Source organism: Pseudomonas sp. FR229a, assembly GCF_030209115.1.
Lineage (GTDB): Bacteria > Pseudomonadota > Gammaproteobacteria > Pseudomonadales > Pseudomonadaceae > Aquipseudomonas > Aquipseudomonas moraviensis_A.
Map to the genome: position 1 here is coordinate 90,377 of NZ_JARVSP010000006.1, position 24,264 is coordinate 114,640.

The window sequence follows — 24,264 nt, forward strand, 5'->3', positions numbered from 1 at the left end:
CCGGGCCTCAGCGGTTGGCGTCGGAGTGCGTCATGGCGGTGTAGAACAGCCAGGACACCAACAGGATGATCAGGAAGTACACCAGCGAAAACGCCGCTGCCGGACCGAGGTCGAATTGCCCTACGGCCATCTGCGTCAAGGTCTGACTCAAGAAAGTCGTGGCATTACCCGGCCCGCCGCCGGTGAGCACGAACGGCTCGGTGTAGATCATGAAACTGTCCATGAAGCGCAGCATCACCGCGATCAGCAGCACGCTTTTCAGCTTGGGCAACTGAATATGGCGGAACACCGCCCAGGCCGAGGCGCGATCGATGCGCGCGGCCTGGTAATACACGTCGGGAATCGCCCGCAACCCGGAGAAACACAGCAGCGCGACCAGCGAAGTCCAGTGCCAGACGTCCATCACCAGCACGGTCACCCAGGCGTCCATGGTGTTGGCCGCGTAGTTGTAGCTGATGCCCAGCGCATTGAGGCTGGAACCGAGCAGGCCAATGTCGGCGCGCCCGAAGATCTGCCAGATGGTGCCGACCACGTTCCACGGAATCAGTAGCGGAATCGCCAGAATGATCAGCACCACCGAGGACCAGCGGCCCTTGGTCGGCATGGTCAGGGCGACGGCGATGCCCAGCGGGATCTCGATCAACAGTACGCAGGCCGAATAGATGAACTGGCGCAGCAGCGAATCATGCAGACGCGGGTCGAGCAGCACTTGCTTGTACCAGTCGGCGCCGACGAAGTAGCGGCTGGACTGGTCGAAGATGTCCTGCACGGAGTAGTTGACCACGGTCATCATCGGGATCACCGCACTGAACGCCACCAGCAGGAACACCGGCAGCACCAGCCACCAGGCTTTATTGTTCTGCACCTTGTTCATGGCTGCGCCTCCTCGTCACTGACTTCCAGGAGAAATTCATCGGCATAGACCATCAGCCACTGCGCCGGGAAACTGATGTACGCCGTACCCTGCGGCACCGGTTTGTCTTCGGCCAGACGTACCTTCAACGGTGCGCCGTCGAGGTTGAGGGTCATGATCTTGTAGGTGCCGAGGTCTTCGACGTGTACGACTTTTGCCTGCATTGCGTCGTCAAACGGCTCATCCCACACATGAATGAACTCGGGACGGATGCCGACCTTGAGATTTTTCCACTGGCCGTGCTCGATATGGCGCTGCAAGGCGTCGGACAACGGCAGGTGCGTCGAGGCGAAACCGACGCCGCCGGGCTGCGGCTGCACCTCGATCAGATTCATCCCCGGGCTGCCGATGAAATAGCCGACAAAGGTGTGGCTCGGCCGCTCGAACAATTCCCGTGGCGTACCGAACTGGACGATCTGGCCGCCGTACATCACCGCGATCTTGTCGGCGAACGTCGAGGCTTCCAGTTGATCGTGGGTGACGTAGACCATGGTGATGTTGAACTGCTCGTGGATCTGCTTGAGCTTGCGCCGCAGTTTCCACTTCAGGTGCGGGTCGATCACCGTCAGCGGCTCGTCGAAGAGGATTGCCGAAACGTCGTCGCGCACCAGCCCACGGCCCATGGAGACTTTCTGCTTTTCGTCGGCGGTGAGGTTGCGCGCTTTCTTGCTCAGCAGATTCTGCAGGTCGAGCACCTCGGCAATTTCCTGCACCTTGCTGTGCACTTTCGCCTCGGCCATGCCCTGATTTCGCAGGGGGAAAGCAAGGTTATCGAACACGGTCATGGTGTCGTAGACCACCGGGAACTGGAAAACCTGAGCGATGTTGCGCTTCTCCGGGGTCAGGTCGTTGACCGCTTTGCCGTCAAACAACACATGGCCCTGGGAGGGGCTGAGCAGGCCGGAAATGATGTTGAGCAAAGTCGACTTGCCGCAACCGGACGGGCCGAGCAAAGCATAAGCGCCGCCCTGCTCCCAGACGTGATCCATCTCGCGGATCGCATAATCCTCCGCGCCGCTGGGGGTTTTGCTGTAGCTGTGAGCGAGGTGCTGCAAACGGATTTCGGCCATCAGGCAACCCTCGCGACACGCCGGCCCGGTGCTTGCACCAGACGGCCCTGCGCATCGAAAACGAACAGTTTGTGGGTCGGGATATAGATGCGGATCGGCGCATCGACGTCGTATTCATGAACGCCCGGCAAGTGCAGCACCAGCAGGAAATGCTCGTTGCGCACGTGCAGGAAGGTTTCCGAACCGCTGATCTCGGCGACCTCGACGGTCACCGCCAGTTCGAGATCGTCATCGTTGCTCGGCACCAGCGAGATATGGCTGGGGCGCACGCCAAAACGGAATTCGCCCTCGCCCACCGGCCGCAGATCGACGTTCAGCGGAAAGTGGACGAAGTTGGCAAAACTGACTTCGTTGCCGGCAATGCGCCCCGGCATCAGGTTGATCGGCGGCTCGGAGAACAATTCAGCGGCGAGCACCGATTGCGGCTGGTGATAGACCTCGGTCGACGGCCCGCTCTGGATCACCCGGCCTTCGTGCAGGATGGTGGTGGTGCCGCCGAGGGCCAGTGCTTCGTTGGGCTCAGTGGTAGCGTAGATGGCGATGGTGTGGCGGGCCTTGAACAGCTCGCGCATTTCCTGACGCAGCTCTTCGCGCAGCTTGTAGTCGAGGTTGACCAGTGGCTCGTCGAAGAGGATCAGTTCGGCATCCTTGACCAGTGCGCGGGCCATGGCCGTGCGCTGTTGCTGTCCGCCGGAGAGTTCCAGCGGGTAGCGCTGCAGGAACTTCTCGATGCGCAGCATGCGTGCGGTTTCCTGCACCTTGCTGTGGATGATTTCTTTGGAAATGCCGGCCTGACGCAGTGGCGAGGCGATGTTCTCGAACACCGTCATGGTCGGGTAATTGATGAACTGCTGATAGACCATCGACACGTTGCGCAAACGCACCGGACGCTGGGTGACGTCGACGCCGTTCATCAACACGCGGCCGCTGTCGGGCTTGTCGAGGCCGGCCATCAGGCGCATGAGACTGGTCTTGCCGGACAGGGTGCGCCCGAGCAGAACGTTGAAGGATCCGGGTTCGAATTTCAGGCACGCATCGTCGATCCAGATCTGGCCCTCGACGGTGCGGCTGACGTGCTCCAGGGTGAGTGACATGGCTCGGCCTTTGTTATTTTTGAAGTCAAGCGACCGGAGCAACAGAGCGACATTCGTGCCAGAAATGGCAAGTGTCTGATTTGCCGTGAAAATCGCTGATTACCCGAGGAAATGGCGTTCACAGCTGAACACTTTTGAACAGTCGGGGTGATTGACAATGAACAATAGTGAACAACACTCTATGCACTGTTCACACCCATGTAGGAGCTGCCGAAGGCTGCGATCTTTTGACTTTGATTTTCAAGATCAAGATCAAGATCAAGATCAAGATCAAGATCAAAAGATCGCAGCCTTCGGCAGCTCCTACGGGGGAAGGTGAACCCCATAACAATAATAAAATCGCTGCACTCAGAGGCTCGCCCCCATGGCCGCACCTGCTTCGCCGCTGTCCCACGACGCGATCGTCCAGACCTCCTGGCAACGTTGCCGCGCGTTCGGCCTCGACCACCAGAGCACCCCCGCCTTCGATCAATTGCCCGCCGCCGGCATTGCGCAGTTGCTCGACAGTCATCATTCGCTGGTGCAGACCACGCACCAGGAAGTCCTGCCCTACTACGAAAACATCCTCAGCAATTCCAACTGCCTGATCATGCTGGCCGACAACCAGGGCCAGGTGCTGACCTCGTGGGGCACGCAGCGCTTTATCGAACCGACTCTCGCCCGGGGTTTTCAGGCCGGGGCGAGCTGGATGGAGCGCAGCAGCGGCACCAATGCGATCGGCACCGCACTGGCCTGTGAGCAGGCAGTGCACATCGAACACGATGAACATTTTCTCAAGGCCAACCGTTTCATGACCGGTTCCGCTGCGCCGATTTTCGACGCCGAGCGCAAGGTCATCGCCGTGCTCGATGTGTCCAGCGACAGCTACCTGCCGCCCTCCCACACCCTGGGCATGGTCAAGATGATGAGCCAGACGGTGGAGAACCGGCTGATCCTCAACCTGTTCCATGGCCAGCACTTTCAGCTCACCTTCAACACCGGCTTGAACAACCTCGACAGCCAATGGGCCGGGTTGCTGATTTTCGATGAGAGCGGCCAGGTGCTCTCGGCCAATCGCCGCGCCGACAATCTGCTTGGTGTGCGTCTGTCACGGGTCAGCGTCGAGAGCCTGTTCAAGGTGTCGCTGCTGGAGTTGATCAATCAGCCCGAGGGGATGCCGTTTGCTTTGCAGACTTCCGGGCGCAACCGTTTTCAATGTTTGTTGAAACGGCCGAAACAAGCGCCGGTGCAAGCGCGGGTGTTTGTCGCCGAGGACCAGCCTGCGCCAGCCAGTGTAATCAGCCTCAATACTCTGCATTTCGGCGACAGCCGCGTGGAAAAAGCCGTGCGTCAGGCCGAGCGTTTGCTGGAAAAAGATATTCCGCTGCTGATCCATGGCGAAACTGGCGTCGGCAAGGAGGTCTTTGTCAATGCCCTGCATCAGGCCAGCTCGCGGAGTAGACAGGCGTTCATCGCGGTGAACTGCGCAGCCATCCCCGCCGAACTGGTGGAGTCGGAATTGTTCGGCTACGAGAAAGGCGCTTTCACCGGCGCCAATCAGAAAGGCAGCATCGGCCTGATCCGCAGGGCAGACAAAGGCACGCTGTTTCTCGACGAGATCGGCGATATGCCGCTGCCGACCCAAGCGCGCTTGTTGCGGGTGTTGCAGGAACGTTGCGTGCAACCGGTGGGCAGCAGCGAGTTGTTCGCGGTTGATCTGCGAATTATCTCCGCGACCAATCGATCGTTGCGCGAGCAGGTGCAACTGGGCCGCTTTCGCGAGGATTTGTACTACCGCATCGGCGGTCTGACCCTGGAGCTGCCGCCGTTACGCGAGCGCAGTGACAAGCAGGCGCTGTTCAAACGGCTGTGGGAGCAGCATCGCGAGCCTACGCAATGGGCGGGGTTGAGCCCGGAGGTGTTGGAGCTGTTCGAGAAGCATCCGTGGCCGGGAAATCTGCGTCAGGTCAGCAGCGTGATGCAGGTGGCGCTGGCCATGGCCGAGGAACAACCGGTGCGGCCGGAGCATTTGCCGGATGATTTTTTTGTCGATCTGGAGATGGAGCCGGTGGAGACGGCGCCGCCGCTGGGGCTGGATTTGAATGATGTCGAGGCGTTGAATCGCGAGTTGAAAGCGGCCGGGGGGAATATTTCGCACCTGGCGCGGCGGTTAGGGGTGAGTCGGAATACGCTTTACAAGCGGTTGCGGCAGATTGGCAACTGAGTACACCCCTTCCCCTCACCCCAGCCCTCTCCCCGAGGAGAGGGGGCCGATTGGGGGATATTCGAGAGATACGCCGACCTGATCTGGCTTCACCGAATCCATAATCGACCCGATCGTTCAGGTCGGCGTATAGCGAAAGACACGTCGGTCAGTCCCCTCTCCCTCCGGGAGAGGGTTAGGGTGAGGGGCTTTTTGGCCTCTTGCTCAGTCAGCCAGACGCCAGGACGTCCCGCCCTTGCCGTCTTCCAGCACCACACCCATCGCCGTGAGCTGATCACGGATACGATCGGACTCAGCCCAATCCTTCCCCGCACGTGCCGCCAGACGCGCGGCAATCAGTGCGTCCACTTCAGCCGCATCGACACGCCCCTCAGCGCCCGCCTGCAGGAAGTCATCGGACTCCAACTGCAACACACCCAAAACGCTGGCCAGCTCTTTCAGACGTGCCGCCAGACCCGCCGCCGCAGCGAGATCGCTCTCACGCAAACGGTTGATCTCGCGCACCATTTCGAACAGCACGGCGCAGGCCTCGGGGGTGCCGAAGTCGTCGTTCATCACCGTGGTGAAACGCTCGACGAACGCTTCGCCACCGGCCGGCGCCACGGACGGCAGACCTTTCAATGCGTGGTAGAAACGCTCGAGTGCGCCCTTGGCGTCCTTGAGGTTGTCTTCCGAGTAGTTGATCGCGCTGCGGTAGTGGCTCGACACCAGCAGGTAACGCACGACTTCCGGGTGGTACTTGTCGAGCACGTCGCGGATGGTGAAGAAGTTGTTCAGGGACTTGGACATCTTCTCGCCATTGATACGGATCATCCCGCAATGCATCCACGCGTTGGCGTAGGTCTTGCCGGTGGCCGCTTCGCTCTGGGCGATTTCGTTTTCGTGGTGCGGGAACTCCAGGTCGCTGCCGCCGCCATGAATGTCGAAAGTCTCACCGAGGCAGCAGGTCGACATCACCGAGCACTCGATGTGCCAGCCCGGACGTCCGGCGCCCCATGGCGATTCCCAGCTCGGCTCGCCCGGTTTGGCGGCTTTCCACAGGACGAAATCGAGCGGGTCTTCCTTCGACTCGTCGACTTCGATGCGTGCGCCGATGCGCAGGTCTTCGATCTTCTTGCGCGACAGCTTGCCGTAGCCCATGAATTTGGCGACGCGGTAGTACACGTCGCCGTTGCCCGGGGCGTAAGCGTAGCCCTTGTCGATCAGGGTCTGGATCATCGCGTGCATGCCGGCGATGTGATCGGTGGCGCGCGGTTCCATGTCCGGCTTCTGGATATTCAGGCGCGCTTCGTCTTCGTGCATCGCGGCGATCATGCGCTCGGTCAGCGCTTCGAACGATTCACCGTTCTCGCGGGCGCGATTGATGATCTTGTCGTCGATGTCGGTGATGTTGCGCACGTAGGTCAGGTCATAACCGCTGAAGCGCAACCAGCGCGTCACCAGGTCGAACGCGACCATGCTGCGGCCGTGGCCGAGGTGGCAGTAGTCGTACACGGTCATCCCGCAGACGTACATGCGCACCTTGTTGCCATCCAGCGGCTTGAAGACTTCTTTGCTCTTGGTGAGCGTGTTGTAGATCGTTAGCACGTTAGTTCCTTGACTCACTCACTGGCCCCACGAATCACGCAGGGTCACGGTACGGTTGAATACCGGCTGACCGGGTTTCGAGTCCTTGAGATCCGCGACGAAGTAGCCTTCGCGTTCGAACTGGAAACGGTCTTCCGGCTGTGCGTTGCCGAGCGATGGCTCGGCGCGACAACCGGTCAGCACTTGCAGCGAGTCAGGGTTGATGTTGTCGAGGAAGCTGGCGCTGTCTTCGGCCTTTTCCGGGTTCGGCGAACGGAACAGGCGATCGTACAGACGTACTTCGCACTCGACGCTGGCGGCGGCCGGCACCCAGTGGATCACGCCTTTGACCTTGCGCCCTTCCGGGTTCTTGCCGAGGGTGTCCGGGTCGTACGAGCAACGCAGTTCGACGATATTGCCGTCGGCGTCCTTGATCGCTTCGTCGGCACGGATCACGTAGCTGCCGCGCAGACGCACTTCACCGGCCGGTTCCAGGCGCTTGTAGCCCTTCGGCGGCTCTTCCATGAAGTCTTCGCGGTCGATGTAGATTTCCCGGGCGAACGGCAGCGCGCGCACGCCCATGTCTTCTTTCGGGTGGCGTGGCAGTTCGAGGTTTTCGACCTGGCCTTCCGGGTAGTTGGTGATGACCACTTTCAGCGGACGCAGCACGCACATCGCGCGCGGTGCGCTGTGGTCGAGGTCGTCGCGGATGCTGAATTCAAGCATGCCGAAGTCGACCACGCCGTCGGAACGGTTGGTGCCGATCATTTCGCAGAAGTTGCGGATCGATTTCGGCGTGTAGCCACGGCGGCGGAAGCCCGACAGCGTGGACATGCGCGGATCGTCCCAGCCATTGACGTGCTTCTCGTCAACCAGTTGCTTGAGCTTGCGCTTGCTGGTGATCGTGTAGTTGAGGTTCAGGCGGCTGAACTCGTACTGGCGCGGGTTCGCCGGCACCGGCAGGTTCTCCAGGAACCACTCGTACAGCGGACGATGGCTTTCGAACTCGAGGGTGCAGATCGAATGGGTGATGCCTTCGATGGCGTCCGACTGGCCGTGGGTGAAGTCGTAGTTCGGGTAGATGCACCACTTGTCACCGGTCTGGTGGTGATGAGCGTGGCGGATGCGATACATGATCGGGTCGCGCAGGTTCATGTTCGGCGAAGCCATGTCGATCTTCGCGCGCAGCACGCGGGCGCCGTCGGCGAACTCACCGGCCTTCATGCGCGCGAACAGGTCGAGGTTCTCTTCCACGGTGCGGTCGCGGAACGGGCTGTTCTTGCCCGGCTCGGTCAGGCTGCCACGGTATTCCTTGGCCTGCTCCGGGGTCAGGTCGTCGACGTAGGCCTTGCCCGCCTTGATCAGCTCGACGGCCCAGTCGTGCAACTGGTCAAAATACTGCGAGGCGTAGCGCACTTCACCGGACCATTCGAAGCCCAGCCATTTGACGTCGCTTTCGATCGCGTCGATGTATTCCTGATCTTCCTTGGCCGGGTTGGTGTCGTCGAAACGCAGGTGCGTGACGCCGCCGAACTCCTGGGCCAGACCGAAGTTGACGCAGATCGACTTGGCGTGGCCGATGTGCAGGTAGCCGTTGGGCTCCGGTGGGAAGCGAGTCACGATCTGGGTGTGCTTGCCCGAGTCCAGGTCTGCCTGGATGATCGGCCGCAGGAAGTTGACCGGCACGGCAGGGCCGGACTTGGCATTCGAGGTAGGGTCGACAGTGGGCTTGCTCATAGGATCCTTGACGTACAGGTGCGCGGCCGCAAAGAGGGGCCAGACAAAACAAAGCCGCTATCATAGCCGATGCTGTCAAGGGCCTGACAGAGCAGGCCCGATAAAGGCATGCATTTAATCGCCGGGAAATGAAAAACCGCCTCGAAATTCGCGCCTGTCACGCTAAACTGCGCACCTTGGCCGAAGCAGGCTGAAACGGTTGTGGGGCTGAAGGTCCCAGAACCACGAATTCCCTATGAAGAGTAATGACCATGACTCAAGTCAAACTGACCACCAACCATGGCGAGATCGTCATCGAACTGAACGCTGAAAAGGCGCCGATCACCGTTGCCAACTTCATCGAGTACGTGAAGGCCGGTCACTACGAAAACACTGTTTTCCACCGCGTCATCGGTAACTTCATGATCCAGGGCGGCGGTTTCGAGCCTGGCATGAAAGAAAAGAAAGACAAGCGCCCAAGCATCCAGAACGAAGCGGACAACGGTCTTTCCAACGACAAATACACCGTCGCCATGGCCCGCACCATGGAGCCGCATTCGGCTTCGGCACAGTTCTTCATCAACGTCGCCGACAACACATTCCTCAACCACAGCGGCAAGAACGTGCAGGGCTGGGGCTACGCGGTATTCGGTAAAGTCACCCAGGGCACCGACGTTGTCGACAAGATCAAAGGCGTGTCGACCACTTCCAAGGCCGGCCACCAGGACGTACCCGCAGAAGACGTGATCATCGAGAAAGCCGAGATCATCGCAGCGTGATACTGCTGATTTCAGACTTGCATCTGGAAGAGGAGCGCCCGGACATTACCCGGGCGTTTCTGGATTTGCTCGCCGGACGCGCCCGCACTGCGAGTGCGTTGTACATCCTCGGCGACTTCTTCGAGGCGTGGATTGGCGACGACGCCATGACGCCCTTTCAGCGTTCCATCTGCCAGGCCCTGCGCGATTTGAGCGACAGCGGTACGGCGATCTTTCTCATGCACGGCAATCGCGACTTCATGCTCGGCAAGGCCTTCTGCAAACAGGCCGGCTGCACATTGCTGAAGGATCCGAGTGTCGTGCAGTTCTACGGCGAGCCGGTGCTGCTGATGCACGGCGACAGCCTGTGCACCCGCGACGTCGGCTACATGAAGCTGCGCCGCTACCTGCGCAACCCGATCACCCTGTTCATCCTCCGTCACCTGCCGCTGCGCAGCCGCCACAAACTGGCGCGCAAGCTGCGCAGCGAGAGTAAGGCGCAGACGCGGATGAAGGCCAATGACATTGTCGATGTCACGCCTGAGGAAATTCCGCGGATCATGCAGGAATATGGCGTGAAAACCCTGATTCACGGCCACACCCACCGTCCGGCGATTCACAAGCTGCAGCTCGGTGAACAGGCGGCGAAGCGGATTGTGCTGGGGGATTGGGATCGTCAGGGTTGGGCGTTGCAGGTGGATGAGAGCGGGTACGCATTGGCCCCGTTCGACTTCGCCCCGCCACTGGCTTTGCCGCACGGCTGAAGATCGCTACCCCCTCACCCCAGCCCTCTCCCCCAGGGGGGCGAGGGGGAAAGGGAGCCGATCTTCATGCTATTCAAACCTGAGTTCGACTGAAGTCTGGCACGTCGATGTATATCGAACATCCACCGCGGCCAGTCCCCTCTCCCTCCGGGAGAGGGTTAGGGTGAGGGGCTTTTGATCCTGATCTTAGTGCCCCGAAGCGGCCGGCCCGGCTTTGGCGGCAAACGGCGGTTTCGCCAGCCAGACGATCAGAATCAACCCCATGAATCCCCACCCCAGCAGCGTGAAGTAATCCACGGTCGACAACATGTACGCCTGACTCGTGAGGATCTGGTCCATCTGCGCATACGCCGACTGACTCGCCCCGCCCAGCGCGTTCAACGTCTCGCGCGTCGCCGGCTCGAAGGTGCTGATGCTTTCGCTCATATAGGCATGATGCTGATCGGCCCGGCGAATCCAGATCCAGGTGGTCAGCGACGCCGCGAAGCTGCCGCCCAGTGTCCGCAAAAACGTCGCCAGGCCAGCGCCATCGGCAATCTGGCTCGGCGGCAAGTCCGACATCAGAATGCTCAGGGTCGGCATGAAGAACAGCGCCACGCCGATGCCCATGAACAACTGCACCAGCGCGATATGCTGGAAGTCCACCTCATTGGTGAATCCTGCGCGCATAAAGCAGCTCAAGCCAATCGCCAGAAATGCCAGCCCGGCCAGCAAACGCAGGTCGAACTTGTTCGCGTACTTGCCGACAAACGGCGACAGCAGCACCGGCAGAATACCGATCGGCGCAACGGCCAGACCGGCCCAGGTTGCGGTGTAGCCCATTTGCGTCTGCAGCCACTGCGGCAGGATCAGATTGATCCCGAAGAAACCGGCGTAACCCAAGACCAGCACCAGCGTGCCGATGCGGAAGTTGCGATAGGCAAACAGGCGCAGGTTGACCACCGGGTGGCGGTCGGTCATTTCCCAGATCACGAACACCGCCAGCGCCACTACGGAAATCGCCGCGCCGACAATGATGAAGTTCGACTCGAACCAGTCCAGATCATTGCCTTTGTCGAGGATCACCTGCAATGCGCCGACGCCAATGATCAAGGTGATCAGGCCGACGTAATCCATCGGTTGGCGACTGGTGACCACCGGCCGTTTCGCCAGTTGCGAACGCACCACCATCACCGCAAAGATGCCGATCGGCACGTTGATGAAGAAGATCCACGGCCAGCTGTAACTGTCGGTGATCCAGCCACCGAGAATCGGGCCGGCAATCGGCGCGACCACCGTGACCATCGCCAGCAAGGCCAGGGCCATCCCGCGTTTTGCCGGCGGATAGACCGCGATCAACAGCGTCTGCGTCATCGGATACAGCGGCCCGGCGACCAGGCCTTGCAGCACACGAAAGCCGATCAGCTCGGGCATCGAAGTCGAGATACCGCAGAGAAACGACGCCAGCACAAACAGCATCGTCGCCCACAGAAACAGCTTCACCTCGCCGAAGCGGCGGCTCAGCCAACCGGTCAGCGGCAACGCGATCGCGTTGCTCACGGCGAACGAAGTGATCACCCAGGTGCCCTGCTCCGAGCTCACCCCGAGGTTGCCGGAAATCGTCGGCAACGCCACGTTGGCGATGGTCGTGTCGAGCACTTGCATGAACGTCGCCAGCGACAGGCCGATGGTGCTGAGCAACAGGCTGGGCGGCGTGAAAGAAGCGTTATTGCTCATTGTGAATCCTATGGAACCTAATGGACACCACACCCCTGTAGGAGTGAGCCTGCTCGCGATGGCGGTATAACAGTCGACATCATCGGTGACTGACACACCGCTATCGCGAGCAGGCTCACTCCTACAAGGTCCGTGCAGATCAGCGCTGCGCGGTCTTGCCTGCTGCTGCGCTGTTGTCGTGAATCAACTGGGCAATCATCGCGTCCGCTTCAGCCAGTTGGCGCTCGTAGACATTAGTGCTGAACGAGGCTTTTTGCGGCGGTTGCTGGGCCAGCACCGGGCCGCTCTGGTCGTGCAGATTCACTTCGACATTGGTCGACAGACCGACACGCAGCGGGTGTTTGGCCAGCTCTTCGGCATTGATGTGAATCCGCACCGGCACGCGCTGGACGATCTTGATCCAGTTACCGGTGGCGTTCTGCGCCGGCAGCAAGGCAAACGCGCTGCCGGTACCAGCGCCGAGGCTGTCGACGGTGCCGCTGTATTTCACGTCGCTGCCGTAAATGTCAGCCTCGATATCCACTGGCTGGCCGATGCGCATGTCACGCAGTTGGGTTTCCTTGAAGTTGGCATCGATCCACAGCTGATCCAGCGGAATCACCGCCATCAACGCGGTGCCCGGCTGCACGCGCTGACCGAGTTGCACGGTGCGCTTGGCGACATAACCGGTGACCGGCGCGATCAGAGTGCTGCGCGCATTGGTCAGGTAGGCCTGACGCAGATCGGCAGCCGCCGACATCACGTCCGGGTGCGACGAAACCACGGTGTCGTCGACCAGTGCGCTAGTGGTTTTCAGTTGCTGTTTGGCGTTGGCCAGTGCGTTCTGCGCCGAGGTCAGGTCGTCGCGGGCGTGGGACAGTTCTTCCTGGGAAATCGCCCCGCCCTGGGCGAGATTTTTGCGGCGGTTGTAGTTGTCCTGGGCTTTCTGCACTTCGGCCTGCTGCGCGTTGACCTGGGCTTTCATGCCGTCGACGTTGCTGTACAAACCGCGCACCTGACGCACGGTGCGCGCCAGTTTGGCCTTGGCACTTTGCAGGCCGACTTCGGCATCGTTGGGGTCGAAGTTGACCAGCACCTGGCCTTCGTGGACCAGATCACCGTCGTCGGCGCCGATGCTGACCACGGTGCCGGTGACCAGCGGCGTGATCTCCACCACGTTGCCGTTGACGTAGGCATCGTCGGTGCTTTCGTTAAAGCGCCCAATGAATTCGTGATAGGCCCAGACGCCGGCAATGGCGAGCAGGACGACCACGGCGAGGGCCAGCAGCATCACCTTGCGTTTGCGCGGGTTGCCGGTGTCCGGGGTGTTGTCTGGAGCTTGGGTGTTTTCGGCAGTGGCCATGACAAATACCTTGAATTAGTAGTGCGACGAGGCTGGGCTGGCGTTGGCTGCGTTCAGGTTTTCACCCTGAAAGCCGCCGCCCAGCGCTTGCATCAGTTGAATCGACAGGTCGATCTGCTCGGCATTGAGGGTCGCCAGCTGACGCTGGGCCTGGAGCAATTGCTGCTCGATGCTGAGCACGTCCAGGTAGTTGCCGATGCCGGAACCGTAACGCTGGACGACCGTGTTGTAAGAATCCTGGGCAATGTCGGTAGCGTGCTGCTGCGCGCCGATCTGCCGGCCGATATCACGCAACTGGTTGATGGTGTCGCCGACATCGCCGAGCGCTTTGACCAGGCTCTTGTTGTATTGCGCCACCGCCAGATCGTAATCGGCGTCGCGCGCATCGAGGCTGGCGCGCAGGCGTCCGCCATCGAAAATGGGCAGCGATACGGTCGGCGCAATGCTGAAGAAGCGGCTGGCGGAACCGAACATCGCATCACCCAGCAATGACTCCGCCCCGGCCGAAGCCGACAGGTTGAGGTTGGGATAGAAGCGGGTTTTCGCCGCGTCGATATCTTTGCTCGCCGCTTCGACACGCCAGCGCGCCGCGACCAGATCCGGGCGGCGGCCGAGCAGTTCCGCCGGCAACACCGACGGCACCGCCACGGCACTGGCTTGCAGGACTTTCGGTCGGGCGATCTCGTTGCCGCGATCGGGGCCTTTGCCGAGCAATACCGCCAAGGCGATTTTCGCGCTGTTCAGGCGTTTTTCCGCGTCGATCAAGCTGGCCTGGGAACTGGCTTCCAGACTCTGGGTTTGCTGGAACTGGTACTGGCTGTCGATCCCCGAACTCAAGCGGCGCTGACTGAGGTCGAGCATTTGCCGGGTGCGCTTGAGGTCCTCGCTGGCGAGGTCGTAAACGATGTGCGCCTGACCGAGATCGCTATACGCACGGGCGACGTCAGCGGCGAGGGTCAGCTGGGCGGCCTGACGGTCGACTTCAGCAGCGCGCGCCTCACCGAGTGCGGCTTCCCAGGCATCGCGCTGACCGCCCCACAAATCGAAGTTGTAATTGAAGCCGGCGCTGACATTGCGCACCGTCGCATAGGCACCGCCCTGCCCTCGCGGATCCTGATCCCGGGCCAGACGCGAACGGCTGATGCCGGCGCTGGCGTCGAGGGTCGGATAGCGTTCGGCATCGGCGGCATACGCGGCGGCACTGGCCTGATGGGCGCGGGCTTCGGCGATCTGCATGTCCGGGCTGTCGCGCAGGGCTTCGCGGATCAGACCATCGAGCTGCGGATCGCCGAGGCTGCTCCACCAGTCGCTTTTCGGCCATGCCGCCGGTGACAGGGTCACGCCTTGCAGAGACTGCGCTGTCTTCAACTGTGCCGCGTCGAGGCGCTGGCCTTCGGTGTCGAGGCCGCTGTAGTTGGCGCAACCGGCGAGGATCATCGCCGACAGCAGCAGCGTCAGGCTGCTGCGCATGATGTTAGCGTTCATTGTGTTCACCCAAACGCTGGACGGTGATCGGGTCACCGGCGGCCAGGAGGATTTTCTTGAGGATGTATTCGAGGGTCTTCAGCTCGTCGCGGGAGATCGCGCCGGCCAGTTCATTCATCGCATCGGCACCGATGTGCGGCAGGCGATCGGCCAGTTGCTGGCCCTGCTCGGTCAGCTTCAGCTGCACCTGACGCCGGTCACCTTCGCTGCGCTGACGAAGCAGAAAAGCCTTCTGCTCGAGACGATCGAGCATGCGCGTCATCGAACCGCTATCGAGCGACAGATGCCGGCACAGCTCGGCCGGGGTGTCGACGCCGAACTGGGCCATGATGATCAACACCTTGAACTGCGCGGCGGTGATGCCGTGGGGTTCCATGTGGGTGTCGATGATCCGGTCCTTGAGCAACGCGGCCCGGCCGAGCAACAGGCCGAGGTGGCAGTGTTTGAATTCTTCCGGAGTGAAATGCTTCATATGTCGACCTGATGACTGCCTAGGCAGTGAATGTATGTCGAGATGTTACTGCTTAGGCAGCGAATGTCAACGCAATAGTTAGGGGGCTTGGTAATTAGTTACGTTTTAGCGATGCAGAGGCGCTGGAATGCATTCCCCTGTAGGAGCGAGCCTGCTCGCGATGGCGTCCTTTCATCCACCATCAATGGCGCGGCTGATGGCCTCATCGCGAGCAGGCTCACTCCTACAGGGGAACGCATTCCAACTGTGGGAGCGAGCCTGCTCGCGAAGGGTGCGACTCGGTTGAAATGAGCAGATGCGCTCTAGAAATCCCGCTTGTAGAAAATATCCAGCGAACTCGCCACGCCGCTCGCCGCTTCGACGTAGACCTTCTTGCTCAGCTTGTAGCGCAAGGCGATAGTGCTGGCCGGTTCGAAGACGCCGACGCCGTAGCGCAGGCTGAGTTTTTCGGAAATGTTGCCGCTGGCGACGACGCTGGTGTCGTTGCCGCTGCCCTGGGTGTCGAGCTGGAAATCCTCGATGCCCAGATCCTTGGCCAGCCCACTGGTGACCCCGGCGCTGCCCATCAGACCGAGGCCCAGTGCGGCTTGGGCGAGCATGTTGTTGTCTTCGCCGCTGGTGCTCAGCGGACGGCCCAGCACCAGATACGACAGCGCCTGTTCCTGACTCATCGCCGGTTCGGAAAAGATCTGCGTGGTCGGCTGTTCGGCGCTGCCGCTCAGGCGAATGCCGGCGATGACGTCGTCGGTCTGACGGATCGCTTCGATGTCCAGATACGGCTGGTCGATGGGGCCGGCGAACAACAGACGCGCACGCCGTACCGTGAGGCGCTGGCCATAGGCACGATAGCGGCCGTCGTTGAGCCAGAGTTCGCCACGGGTGTCCATGTTGTCGCCAATGTGCACCTGGCCTTGCAGATTGGCGGTCAGGCCGAAACCGGCGAAGCTCAGTTTGTCCTGGCCGACGATCACGTCGATGTCCATTTTCATCGCGATTGGCGGTTTGCCCTCCTCGGTCTGCGCGCCAACGATGATGGTGTCGTCGGAGACTTTCACCGTTGATGGTGGTAGCTCGCGCACGGTGATTTCGCCTTTGGGCACCAGCACCTTGCCCGCAACTTTCAGCTCATCGCCGGCCATGGAAATCTTCAGATCCGGGGCCATTTCGAGTTTGGCGTAGGGTTCGACGCTGACGGGCAATTGCGTGCCCTTGAGCGCCAGATCGACCACCAGCGCCTGACCCCAGGCGACGTTGCCGTTGAGGCTGCCCCGGCCGGTCTTGCCGCTGTTCCAGCCGCCGTCCAGACGCACCGATTCGCCGGCAATCGCCGCGGTCAGTTGCAGGTTCTGCAGCTCCATCGGCAGTTCAGCGCCGGACACTTCGCCGTCGCTGAGCTGCACGGTGCCATTGACCAGCGGCGCGAGCAGGCCACCGGAGAGCGTGCCGCTGCCGTTGAGCCGGCCGGTGAGTTTTTCCACCATCGGCACAAACGGCCGCGCCACCGACAAATCGAGCCCGGAGAGGCGGAACGAGCCACTCAGCGGTTTGTTTTTCGGCAGCGGATTGAGCTGCGCCTGCACCATCAACTCACCAAGTTTGCCGCCGACGAAGTTGAGCTCGGTGTCGACGCGCTTGGGCGTGAGTTTGCTGCTGAGCTTGAGCGTCTGGTAGGGAAAATCCAGCCACTGATCCTTGTCGCGCACGCGCAGGGTGCCGCCGCTGGCATCGATACTGACCACGCCGTTCGGGCCGCTGGCCGGCAGGTCCAGTTGCAGATCGGCATTGAGCCGGCCCTGCCAGGCGAAGTCCCTGGGCAGCCATTGCGCGAGGCTTTCGATCGGGAATTGCTTGAGGTGATAGCGCAGCTTCGGCTCGGGCATCAGGCGCTGGTCTTCACCACACAGGCTCGCATTGCCGGACAGCCAGCAATGCGCGCCGAAATTGATCTGGCCGTCCGCCAGGCGCTCCAGTCGCGCCGGGTTTTGCAGTTTCCAGTCCTGGCCACCGGCCTGAATATCGCCGCTGGCCAAGCGACCGCGCCAGTTGCCCTTGTCCAGATTGCCGTCCAGTCCCAGCGCCAGTTTCAGCTTGGGTCCGAGCAGATCGAGGCTGAGTTTCTGACTCTTGCTGTCGCCCTGAGCACTGGCGGTCAGGGTGCCCAGCGAGGTGTCGCCGGTCTGAATGCCGCTGCCTTTGAGATTGATTTTCGCTCGTTGCGCACTGTCGAGGGTGGCGTCGAGGTTGAGGCTTTGCAGGCGATTATCCTGAAAGGCCAGTTGCGAACCTTGCAGATCGAGCTTGCCCTGTGGCGCCTTCAGCGTGCCAGCGACGTTGACCTGACCGTTGACCTGCCCGCGCAATTGCGGCCATAGCTGCGCGAGACGCGGCAGCTTGATATCGATCTGCCCGCCGAGCTTGTCCTGCAGGCTGCCCTTGCCGCTGATGCTGTTATCGCCGAGGCGGATTTGCAGGGCATTGAGGTTCCACCGCTCGCCCGCGCCGTCAGCCTTGGCTTGCAGAATCGCCGGTTGGCCGCGCAGTTTGCCTTTGAGATCGAGGTCGGCGCTGAGGCTCAGTCGCTCATTTTTCATCTCGCCTTTGCTCTTCAACGGCCCGGCCAGGGTGCCCGGCAGTTCCGCGACCCAGTACGCCGGGTTGAGCGCCGACAGATCCAGCGCGGTATCCCAGGCGATGCCGTCGGCGAAGCGCACATTGACGTGCCCTTCGGCCCTGCCCTGCCCGGCCTGCATGACCAGTTGCGGCAAGGCGATCTGTTCGAGGCTGCCGCTGAACGGACTGCTCAGGGTGAACGCCCCGGCCGGGCCATCCAGCGCAGCGTCGAAGTTGCCGAGGTACTGACCGTCGGTGTAGGACACTTCGCCGGTGAAGGTACGCAAGGCGACTTGTGGCTCGTCGATTTCTGGATAGAGGCGATGCCACGGGAAGTCTTGCCAGTTGATGTTGGCCTGGGCGCTGAGGCCTTTGCTCCAGTCGACATTGCCGGTGAGCTTGAGGCTTTGCTTGTCGTTGGCGTTGAGATCGAGCCCGGCGATTTGCGCGCCGCTGGCGTCGACCTTGCCTTTGAGCAGCAACGCCACCGGCGATTTTTCCGCGGGCAGCGTGGCGTTGCCGAGCAGTTGATAACCGTTTTTCAGGTCGCCTTCGCCGGTCAATACCAACTGGTTGAATTGCAGGGTGTCCGGCAGATCGGCGCTCGGTTTGAACGCGTCGCTGGTGATGCGCAACCTGGCCGGGAGGTTTTCCGCCAGCGCTTGCAGCTCGCCGCTCAACTGGCCGTCGAGGTAGCCACGGCTGTCGGCGTGCAGGTTGAGGGTTTTCAGCAGATCGCCGTCGATTTTCAGCGCCAGGGTCCACGGTTCGCTGCCGGGCGCGGGCAAGGTCAGATCGCCCTGAATGTTCAACGGCCAGTTACCGCTCGGTTGCAGCAGGCCGGACAGGTTCAGGCTGAGTTCGTCACGCTGCAATTTCACACTGTCGATCTGCAGACCCTGAGCGGTCCAGTGCGCCGCCAGTTGCAAGCCCTTGAGCTGTTCGCTGCCGTTGAACAACAGACTGCCGACCTCGACGTCTCCCAGTTCAATGGCCAGCGGCAATTGCAGATCGGGCAGTTTGATCGGGCCGCTCTCGGTGGTTTCTTCGCTCGGCGGGAATTGCAGAATCACCTGATCGGCCTTGAGCTGATCGATGCACAAGGTCATGCGCGTCAGGCACAGCGGCGACCAGGCAAAGATCGCCCTGTTCAGCTCGACGCGGCTTGTGTCCTGCTGCCACACCAAATGATCGGCGCTCCATTGGCCACCGAGGCGACCCTGGAAATTCTCCACGCTCAAACCCGGTACCAGGCCCAGCGCCCAGCGGCTGCCCGCCTGCGTACCGAGCAGCGCGGCGAGGCTCAAGACGATCAACAAAACCAGCGCCAACAGCGTCAGCGCCGTAATTTTCACACCACGCTTCACAGCTCAGGCCCCATGGAAAAGTGCAGCCGGATGCCGCCGTCGTCGTCCAGCGCATGAGCGAGGTCGAGGCGGATCGGCCCGACCGGCGAGACCCAGCGCACACCTACGCCGACCCCGGTCTTGAGGTCGGGCAGTTCGAGTTTGTTGAAAGAGTTGCCTTGGTCGACGAAGGTCGCGACCCGCCATTTCTCAGCGATCGAATATTGATATTCGACGCTGCCGGCAATCATGTAGCGGCCACCGATGCGGTCGCCGTCGGAGTTTTTCGGCGACAGGCTCTGGTAGTCGTAACCGCGCACGCTCTGATCGCCACCGGCAAAGAAACGCAGCGACGGCGGGATCGAGTTGTAGCCATTGGTGGCGCTGCCGCCAACCTGCACGCGGCCGAGCAAGCGGTGCCTGTCGAACACCGTGGTCAGGCCTTTGACCTGCGCGGTGCCATATAAAAGGTTGTTGTCCGAACCAAGGCCTTCCTTCGCCACTTTGCTTTCGAAGCTCAGGCGGTAGCCGTTGCGCGGGTCGATGCGGTTGTCGCTTTTGAGGTAGGAATAACTGATGCCGGGCATGAGCAACGTGCTCAGGCCGGAGTCGTCGCCGAGTTCGTATTCTTCACGTTGCCATTTCAGCGAGATCACCCGCTGCCAGCCGCTTGGCAACTTGCTGTGCCATTCCGGGCCGAAGGTCAGCAGTTTGCTCAGGGTGTCGGAGCCTTCGATGTCTTCGAACTGATAGCCGCCGGCCCAGCGCAGTTTGTCGGTCAATGGCGGGTCGAGCGGGATGTCATAGAACAGCCCGACGTTCTGCCGGGGCGCCGAGAGTTCGGCCTCCCAGCCATAACTGTCGCCCTGGGGATTGACCCAGTGACGCGTCCAGTTGGCCTTGATGCGTGGCCCGACGTCGGTCGAGTAACCGAGACCCAGGCCCATGGTGCGCGGCTTGCGCGTGTCGAGTTTGACCTCGACCGGAATCACCTGATTCTTCGCCGCCGTCGGTGCGGCGTCGACGCGTACGCCTTCGAAATAGCCGCTCGATTGCAGATCGCGGTTGAGTTCGGCGATCAGTTCCGAATCGTAGGGCTCGCCTGCCTTGAACGGCACCATGCGTTGCAGCAGGTCTTCGTCGAACGGCGTATCGCCCTCGAAACTGACTTTGCCCAGCGCATAACGCGGGCCGCTGTCATAGATCAATTCGATATCGGCGACACCCGCGCGCGGATCGACCATGAGCTTCTGGCGGGTGAAATGGCCGCTGAAGTAACCGAAGCGCGAGGCCTGATTCTGGATGACCCGTTTGGCGTCTTCGTAGCGGCCATGGTTGAGTACCGCGCCGGACTTGAGCAGGTCGCTTTTCGGTACGCGAAAGGATTTCAGCGAGGCCGCCGGGCCGTCGACGCGCACGGTGACATTGCGCAGGCGAATCGGCTCGCCGGGATCGATGTTCAGCACCAGACGCGGTTTCTCCCCGCCCTTGACGTCGCTGTCGATCTGCGGCTGGTAGTAGCCCAGCGCCTGAGCGGCTTTGCGCGCCTGCTCTTCGGCACCGCGACTGAAGCGCAGCAAGGCTTCTTCGTCGCGATCGCCGAGGCTGCCGATATAGCCTTCTATATTGGCCTTGAGTTCATCGTTGGACGGCTTGATCCGTACATCCAATTCACTTTGCGCCAGCGCCGCGCAGCTGGATAACAGCATCAGCACGCCGCTGGTAAATCTTCGTGGAAACTTCATAGGCGCGGATGCTATCACGGGCTCGGGAGCCTGATAGAACAGGTAATTTGTGAAGAAGTTCGATCATTATCCCGTGGCTGTTTGTAACACCTGCGGATTGGCGTGGAAAAATACGTGTTCACGCACTGGTCCGACGGCAACCTCGCCGATCTCCTGATAACCCTGCCTTTTATAGAATTCCAGGTAGCGCGGGTTGCCGGTGTCGAGCACCACCCCTTGCGAGGTTTCATCGACCGCGCACCAGTTGTGCACGGCAGTGAGCAGCTGTTCGCCGTAGTGCTTGCCCTGAAACTGCGGATGCACGCCGAGCAGCGGCAGCATGTGCACGGAGTCGCCAGGCACGCACGCGGCGACGGCATCGTGATATTCCAGATAACGCCGGGTGCAGCGAAACCCGGTGCTGAGCACCATACGCAAGCGCCATGCCCAGCTTTCCGTCACCCCCAGACGCCTTTGCGGCGGCGCAATCAGGGCGATGCCGATCAGGCGATCATTGACCAACAGGCCGATCGCCGGCAGGTCCTGGAGAAAATGCTGTTTGACCAGCTCACGCACCGTGGCCCGCACCCGTTGTTCGTAGCCGGGACGCTCGGCTTCGAACAGGTAGCCGAAGGTCGGCTCGTGGCGATAGGCCTGATACAGCAGAGAGCGGGCCTCGCGCGAATAGCCGCGGTCGAGCATGTGGATGGCGGCGCTGGCGAACTGGGTTTCAGGCATGGCAATGATTCTCCCCGGGGCGCGCTCGGAGGCTGGCGCGCTTGTTGGTACGAACCTTTTGACGGTGGCGTGGTTCCCTCACAGGTTAGACCAGCCCTGGATCTTCATCGAATGTGAGGGCGCTATCGCGAGCAGGCTCACTCCTACAGGGGAACGCATTCCAAAATGCAGGAGTGAGCCTGCTCGCGATAGCGTCATCACTAACAACATAAATCCCACAGGCCAAAATGATTTCTCCCACACTGGCCCATCTCCCCCATGTCAGCTAGCATCGCCCTTTTGCCAGGACTGCCGACCATGAAGATCGTTTCCTTCAACATCAACGGACTGCGTGCCCGTCCGCATCAGCTGGCAGCGCTGATCGAAAAACATCAGCCCGACGTGATCGGCCTGCAGGAAACCAAGGTTCACGACGACCAGTTCCCCCTTGAAGAGATCCGCGCCCTCGGCTATCACGTGCATTTTCATGGCCAGAAAGGTCATTACGGTGTCGCCCTGCTTTCGCGCAACGAGCCGATCGCCATTCATAAAGGCTTCGCCACCGACGAAGAAGATGCGCAGCGGCGCTTTATCTGGGGCACTTTCGCCGATGCCAACGGCGTGCCGGTGACAATCATGAACGGCTATTTCCCACAGGGTGAAAGCCGCGACCACCCGACCAAATTCCCTGCCAAGCAGCGTTTCTACAGTGATTTGCAAGCACTGCTGGAGAGCCAGTTCCACAACGAGCAGCCACTGGTGGTGATGGGCGATGTGAACATTTCCCCGGAAGACTGCGACATCGGCATCGGCCCGGACAACATGAAGCGCTGGCTGAAAACCGGCAAATGCAGCTTCCTGCCGGAAGAGCGCGAGTGGATGGCGCGCCTGAAAAACTGGGGCCTGACTGACAGCTATCGTCACCTCAATCCCGACGTGAGCGACATGTTCAGCTGGTTCGATTACCGCAGCCGTGGCTTTGAAGACGAGCCCAAACGCGGCCTGCGCATTGACGTGATTCTGGCTTCCCATGGTTTGCTGCCACGGGTCAAGGATGCCGGTGTGGACTACGAACTGCGCGGTATGGAAAAGCCCTCGGACCATGCGCCGATCTGGCTTGAACTGGCCTGATTCCGGACTCAACACATTTCCCCTGTAGGAGTGAGCCTGCTCGCGATAGCGGTGGATCAGTCGACATAAATGTTGACCAGTAAATAGCTATCGCGAGCAGGCTCACTCCTACAGGGGATCAGTGTCATCTGAAAGTCATCTTTCTGACTTAATCTCCCCGGCAATCCCCTTGGCTTGATTCGGTGCCGGCATGACCCTGCGTGTTCTCTGCGTTTTCCTGTTGAGTGGCTGGCTGTCGATCTACGCCGCCGTCCTGCCGATCCCCGAAAACGGCCCGGCGCTGCGCATTCAGGGTTCCAACACTATCGGCGCCGAGCTCGGCCCGGCGTTGGTCGAAGGCCTGTTGCAGGAACAAGGCCTGCTGAAAATCCATCGTGAAACCCCGGATACCGCCAACGAACAGCGCATCGTCGGCCAGACTGCGCAGGGGCAACGCGTGGTCATCGAAGTCGCCGCCCACGGTTCCCGCACCGGCTTCACCGCGCTGAAAAACACCAGCGCCGATCTCGCCGCTTCTTCCCGGGAGATCAAGGACAGCGAGCTGCTCGCCCTGCAAACCCTCGGCGATCTGAAAAGCCCGGCGGCCGAGCAAGTCATTGCCATCGACGGCTTGGCCATCATCCTCAACCCGGCCAATCCGCTACAGCAGTTGGATACCGAACAACTGGCGCGGATTTTTGCCGGCGAAGTGAAAACCTGGGAAGACCTCGGTGGCCGTGGCGGCGCCATACATCTATATGCGCGGGATGATCAGTCGGGGACCTACGACACATTCAAGGAACTGGTCCTGAGTCGGCGTGGGAAAAGTCTCAGCAGCGCAGCGAAACGTTTCGAATCCAGCGAGCAGTTGTCTGATGCGGTCAGCGCCGATCCGCAGGGTATCGGCTTCATCGGCTTGCCTTACGTACGTCAGGCCAAAGCCGTGGCAATCACCGATGGTGCGTCGCAAGCGATGTTGCCGCTGAACAGTCTGATCGCCACCGAAGATTATCCGCTGTCGCGGCGCCTGTTCTTTTATCTGCCGCCGGACACCCGCAATCCTTGGGCGCAGGCCCTGGCCACGTTCGCGCAGAGCCCACAGGGTCAGGCAATCGTCGCCGCCAGCGGTTTTGTCAGCCAGACCGTGCAGGCCATGAGCGTGGCGCCGAATGCGCTGATGCCCGAGGGTTACCAATCCCTCAGCCGACATGCCCAGCGTCTGACAGTGAATTTCCGGTTTGCCGAGGGCAGCGCCGGCCTGGACAACAAGGCGCGGCAGGATCTGGCGCGAGTGCTCGACTATATAAAGCGCAATGGCAAGACCGAGCGCGCGGTGACCCTGGTGGGTTTTGGTGACCTCAAGGATGACCCGGCCCGGGCAGACCTGCTGTCGAAGCTGCGGGCGATGGCGGTGCGCCGCGAGCTGGTCAGGAACGGCGTGGTCATGCGCGAAGTGCGCGGCTTCGGCGCGCTGATGCCGGTGGCGACCAACAATGCGGATGAAGGAAGGATCAAGAATCGGCGGGTTGAGGTTTGGGTGTATTGACCCTGATGTTGATGTGCTGAATGTTCAGGCCCTTTCGCGAGCAGGCTCGCTCCCACATTGTATCTGTGGCGGTCACAAATCCTGTGGGAGCGAGCCTGCTCGCGAATTAGGC

17 protein-coding genes are annotated in these 24,264 nt (G+C 61.1%); 5 read left to right on the forward strand and 12 right to left on the reverse strand.

From position 1 onward, the window contains the following. Nucleotides 1–7: 7 nt before the first annotated feature. Genes QRN33_RS04900 through QRN33_RS04910 form a run of 3 tightly spaced genes read right to left on the reverse strand, consistent with a single transcriptional unit; the run spans nucleotide 8 to nucleotide 3,077 of the window. Nucleotides 8–874: a carbohydrate ABC transporter permease gene (locus QRN33_RS04900; protein WP_007961995.1), complete on the reverse strand. Its 867-nt coding sequence runs from the start codon at nucleotides 872–874 to the stop codon at nucleotides 8–10. Next, nucleotides 871–1,983, reverse strand: a complete 1,113-nt coding sequence (locus QRN33_RS04905) for an ABC transporter ATP-binding protein (protein ID WP_016775290.1) — start codon at nucleotides 1,981–1,983, stop codon at nucleotides 871–873. The genes QRN33_RS04900 and QRN33_RS04905 overlap by 4 nt, the downstream gene beginning before the upstream one ends. Then, nucleotides 1,983–3,077 carry an ABC transporter ATP-binding protein gene (locus QRN33_RS04910; protein WP_016775291.1) on the reverse strand — a complete coding sequence of 365 codons (1,095 nt, stop codon included), beginning with the start codon at nucleotides 3,075–3,077 and terminating at the stop codon, nucleotides 1,983–1,985. The genes QRN33_RS04905 and QRN33_RS04910 overlap by 1 nt, the downstream gene beginning before the upstream one ends. Nucleotides 3,078–3,441: 364 nt before the next feature. Here QRN33_RS04910 and QRN33_RS04915 point away from each other — a divergent pair, with 364 nt between their 5' ends. Next, the gene (locus QRN33_RS04915; protein ID WP_285407435.1) at nucleotides 3,442–5,280 is read left to right on the forward strand and encodes a sigma-54-dependent Fis family transcriptional regulator; all 1,839 of its coding nucleotides are present in this window, start codon (nucleotides 3,442–3,444) and stop codon (nucleotides 5,278–5,280) included. Between the two features lie 204 nt (nucleotides 5,281–5,484). Here the strand turns inward: QRN33_RS04915 and cysS are convergent, their stop codons facing one another. Together cysS and QRN33_RS04925 are read right to left on the reverse strand one after the other, a co-directional pair. Continuing rightward, entirely contained in the window at nucleotides 5,485–6,867 is a 1,383-nt protein-coding gene (gene cysS, locus QRN33_RS04920) for a cysteine--tRNA ligase (RefSeq protein ID WP_285407436.1), read from the reverse strand. A gap of 18 nt (nucleotides 6,868–6,885) precedes the next feature. Then, nucleotides 6,886–8,583: a glutamine--tRNA ligase/YqeY domain fusion protein gene (locus tag QRN33_RS04925; protein ID WP_252873049.1), complete on the reverse strand. Its 1,698-nt coding sequence runs from the start codon at nucleotides 8,581–8,583 to the stop codon at nucleotides 6,886–6,888. 251 nt (nucleotides 8,584–8,834) lie between these two features. Between QRN33_RS04925 and QRN33_RS04930 the strand changes: the two genes are divergently transcribed. Together QRN33_RS04930 and lpxH are read left to right on the forward strand one after the other, a co-directional pair. Beyond that, nucleotides 8,835–9,341, forward strand: a complete 507-nt coding sequence (locus QRN33_RS04930; protein WP_064363699.1) for a peptidylprolyl isomerase — start codon at nucleotides 8,835–8,837, stop codon at nucleotides 9,339–9,341. Next, on the forward strand, nucleotides 9,338–10,084 hold the full coding sequence (gene lpxH / locus QRN33_RS04935) for a UDP-2,3-diacylglucosamine diphosphatase (RefSeq protein WP_227972616.1): 747 nt from the start codon (nucleotides 9,338–9,340) through the stop codon (nucleotides 10,082–10,084). Before QRN33_RS04930 ends, lpxH begins: the two co-directional genes overlap by 4 nt. A 186-nt stretch (nucleotides 10,085–10,270) precedes the next feature. Here lpxH and QRN33_RS04940 read toward each other — a convergent pair whose 3' ends face one another. The 7 genes from QRN33_RS04940 to QRN33_RS04970 all read right to left on the reverse strand — a co-directional run bounded on the left by QRN33_RS04940 (nucleotide 10,271) and on the right by QRN33_RS04970 (nucleotide 21,517). Beyond that, nucleotides 10,271–11,800: a DHA2 family efflux MFS transporter permease subunit gene (locus QRN33_RS04940; protein ID WP_042609202.1), complete on the reverse strand. Its 1,530-nt coding sequence runs from the start codon at nucleotides 11,798–11,800 to the stop codon at nucleotides 10,271–10,273. 139 nt (nucleotides 11,801–11,939) lie between these two features. Continuing rightward, the gene (locus QRN33_RS04945) at nucleotides 11,940–13,142 is read right to left on the reverse strand and encodes an HlyD family secretion protein (RefSeq protein ID WP_042609201.1); all 1,203 of its coding nucleotides are present in this window, start codon (nucleotides 13,140–13,142) and stop codon (nucleotides 11,940–11,942) included. Nucleotides 13,143–13,157: 15 nt separating this feature from the next. Then, complete coding sequence (locus QRN33_RS04950) at nucleotides 13,158–14,627, reverse strand: efflux transporter outer membrane subunit (RefSeq protein ID WP_285407437.1); 1,470 nt, start codon at nucleotides 14,625–14,627, stop codon at nucleotides 13,158–13,160. After that, on the reverse strand, nucleotides 14,617–15,099 hold the full coding sequence (locus QRN33_RS04955) for a MarR family winged helix-turn-helix transcriptional regulator (protein WP_042609199.1): 483 nt from the start codon (nucleotides 15,097–15,099) through the stop codon (nucleotides 14,617–14,619). Before QRN33_RS04955 ends, QRN33_RS04950 begins: the two co-directional genes overlap by 11 nt. Before the next feature lie 302 nt (nucleotides 15,100–15,401). Beyond that, complete coding sequence (locus QRN33_RS04960; RefSeq protein WP_285407438.1) at nucleotides 15,402–19,076, reverse strand: translocation/assembly module TamB domain-containing protein; 3,675 nt, start codon at nucleotides 19,074–19,076, stop codon at nucleotides 15,402–15,404. Continuing rightward, nucleotides 19,073–20,800: an autotransporter assembly complex protein TamA gene (locus tag QRN33_RS04965; protein WP_042609197.1), complete on the reverse strand. Its 1,728-nt coding sequence runs from the start codon at nucleotides 20,798–20,800 to the stop codon at nucleotides 19,073–19,075. Before QRN33_RS04965 ends, QRN33_RS04960 begins: the two co-directional genes overlap by 4 nt. A gap of 66 nt (nucleotides 20,801–20,866) precedes the next feature. Beyond that, nucleotides 20,867–21,517 carry a GNAT family N-acetyltransferase gene (locus QRN33_RS04970; protein WP_042609196.1) on the reverse strand — a complete coding sequence of 217 codons (651 nt, stop codon included), beginning with the start codon at nucleotides 21,515–21,517 and terminating at the stop codon, nucleotides 20,867–20,869. A gap of 297 nt (nucleotides 21,518–21,814) precedes the next feature. Here QRN33_RS04970 and xthA point away from each other — a divergent pair, with 297 nt between their 5' ends. Both xthA and QRN33_RS04980 read left to right on the forward strand, forming a co-directional pair. Then, complete coding sequence (xthA, locus tag QRN33_RS04975; protein ID WP_252873054.1) at nucleotides 21,815–22,627, forward strand: exodeoxyribonuclease III; 813 nt, start codon at nucleotides 21,815–21,817, stop codon at nucleotides 22,625–22,627. Nucleotides 22,628–22,817: 190 nt separating this feature from the next. Then, the gene (locus tag QRN33_RS04980; protein ID WP_285407439.1) at nucleotides 22,818–24,152 is read left to right on the forward strand and encodes a substrate-binding domain-containing protein; all 1,335 of its coding nucleotides are present in this window, start codon (nucleotides 22,818–22,820) and stop codon (nucleotides 24,150–24,152) included. Nucleotides 24,153–24,264: the final 112 nt, after the last annotated feature.

What these genes read in the sequence shown, in the direction of transcription:
- QRN33_RS04980 (WP_285407439.1), top strand. Translation starts at nt 22,818, where the DNA reads ATGACCCTGCGTGTTCTCTGCGTTTTCCTGTTGAGTGGCTGGCTGTCG.
- QRN33_RS04910 (WP_016775291.1), bottom strand. Translation starts at nt 3,077, where the DNA reads ATGTCACTCACCCTGGAGCACGTCAGCCGCACCGTCGAGGGCCAGATC.
- QRN33_RS04955 (WP_042609199.1), bottom strand. Translation starts at nt 15,099, where the DNA reads ATGAAGCATTTCACTCCGGAAGAATTCAAACACTGCCACCTCGGCCTG.
- QRN33_RS04970 (WP_042609196.1), bottom strand. Translation starts at nt 21,517, where the DNA reads ATGCCTGAAACCCAGTTCGCCAGCGCCGCCATCCACATGCTCGACCGC.
- QRN33_RS04930 (WP_064363699.1), top strand. Translation starts at nt 8,835, where the DNA reads ATGACTCAAGTCAAACTGACCACCAACCATGGCGAGATCGTCATCGAA.
- QRN33_RS04915 (WP_285407435.1), top strand. Translation starts at nt 3,442, where the DNA reads ATGGCCGCACCTGCTTCGCCGCTGTCCCACGACGCGATCGTCCAGACC.
- QRN33_RS04940 (WP_042609202.1), bottom strand. Translation starts at nt 11,800, where the DNA reads ATGAGCAATAACGCTTCTTTCACGCCGCCCAGCCTGTTGCTCAGCACC.
- QRN33_RS04900 (WP_007961995.1), bottom strand. Translation starts at nt 874, where the DNA reads ATGAACAAGGTGCAGAACAATAAAGCCTGGTGGCTGGTGCTGCCGGTG.
- xthA (WP_252873054.1), top strand. Translation starts at nt 21,815, where the DNA reads ATGAAGATCGTTTCCTTCAACATCAACGGACTGCGTGCCCGTCCGCAT.
- QRN33_RS04905 (WP_016775290.1), bottom strand. Translation starts at nt 1,983, where the DNA reads ATGGCCGAAATCCGTTTGCAGCACCTCGCTCACAGCTACAGCAAAACC.
- QRN33_RS04965 (WP_042609197.1), bottom strand. Translation starts at nt 20,800, where the DNA reads ATGAAGTTTCCACGAAGATTTACCAGCGGCGTGCTGATGCTGTTATCC.
- QRN33_RS04925 (WP_252873049.1), bottom strand. Translation starts at nt 8,583, where the DNA reads ATGAGCAAGCCCACTGTCGACCCTACCTCGAATGCCAAGTCCGGCCCT.
- QRN33_RS04950 (WP_285407437.1), bottom strand. Translation starts at nt 14,627, where the DNA reads ATGAACGCTAACATCATGCGCAGCAGCCTGACGCTGCTGCTGTCGGCG.
- QRN33_RS04945 (WP_042609201.1), bottom strand. Translation starts at nt 13,142, where the DNA reads ATGGCCACTGCCGAAAACACCCAAGCTCCAGACAACACCCCGGACACC.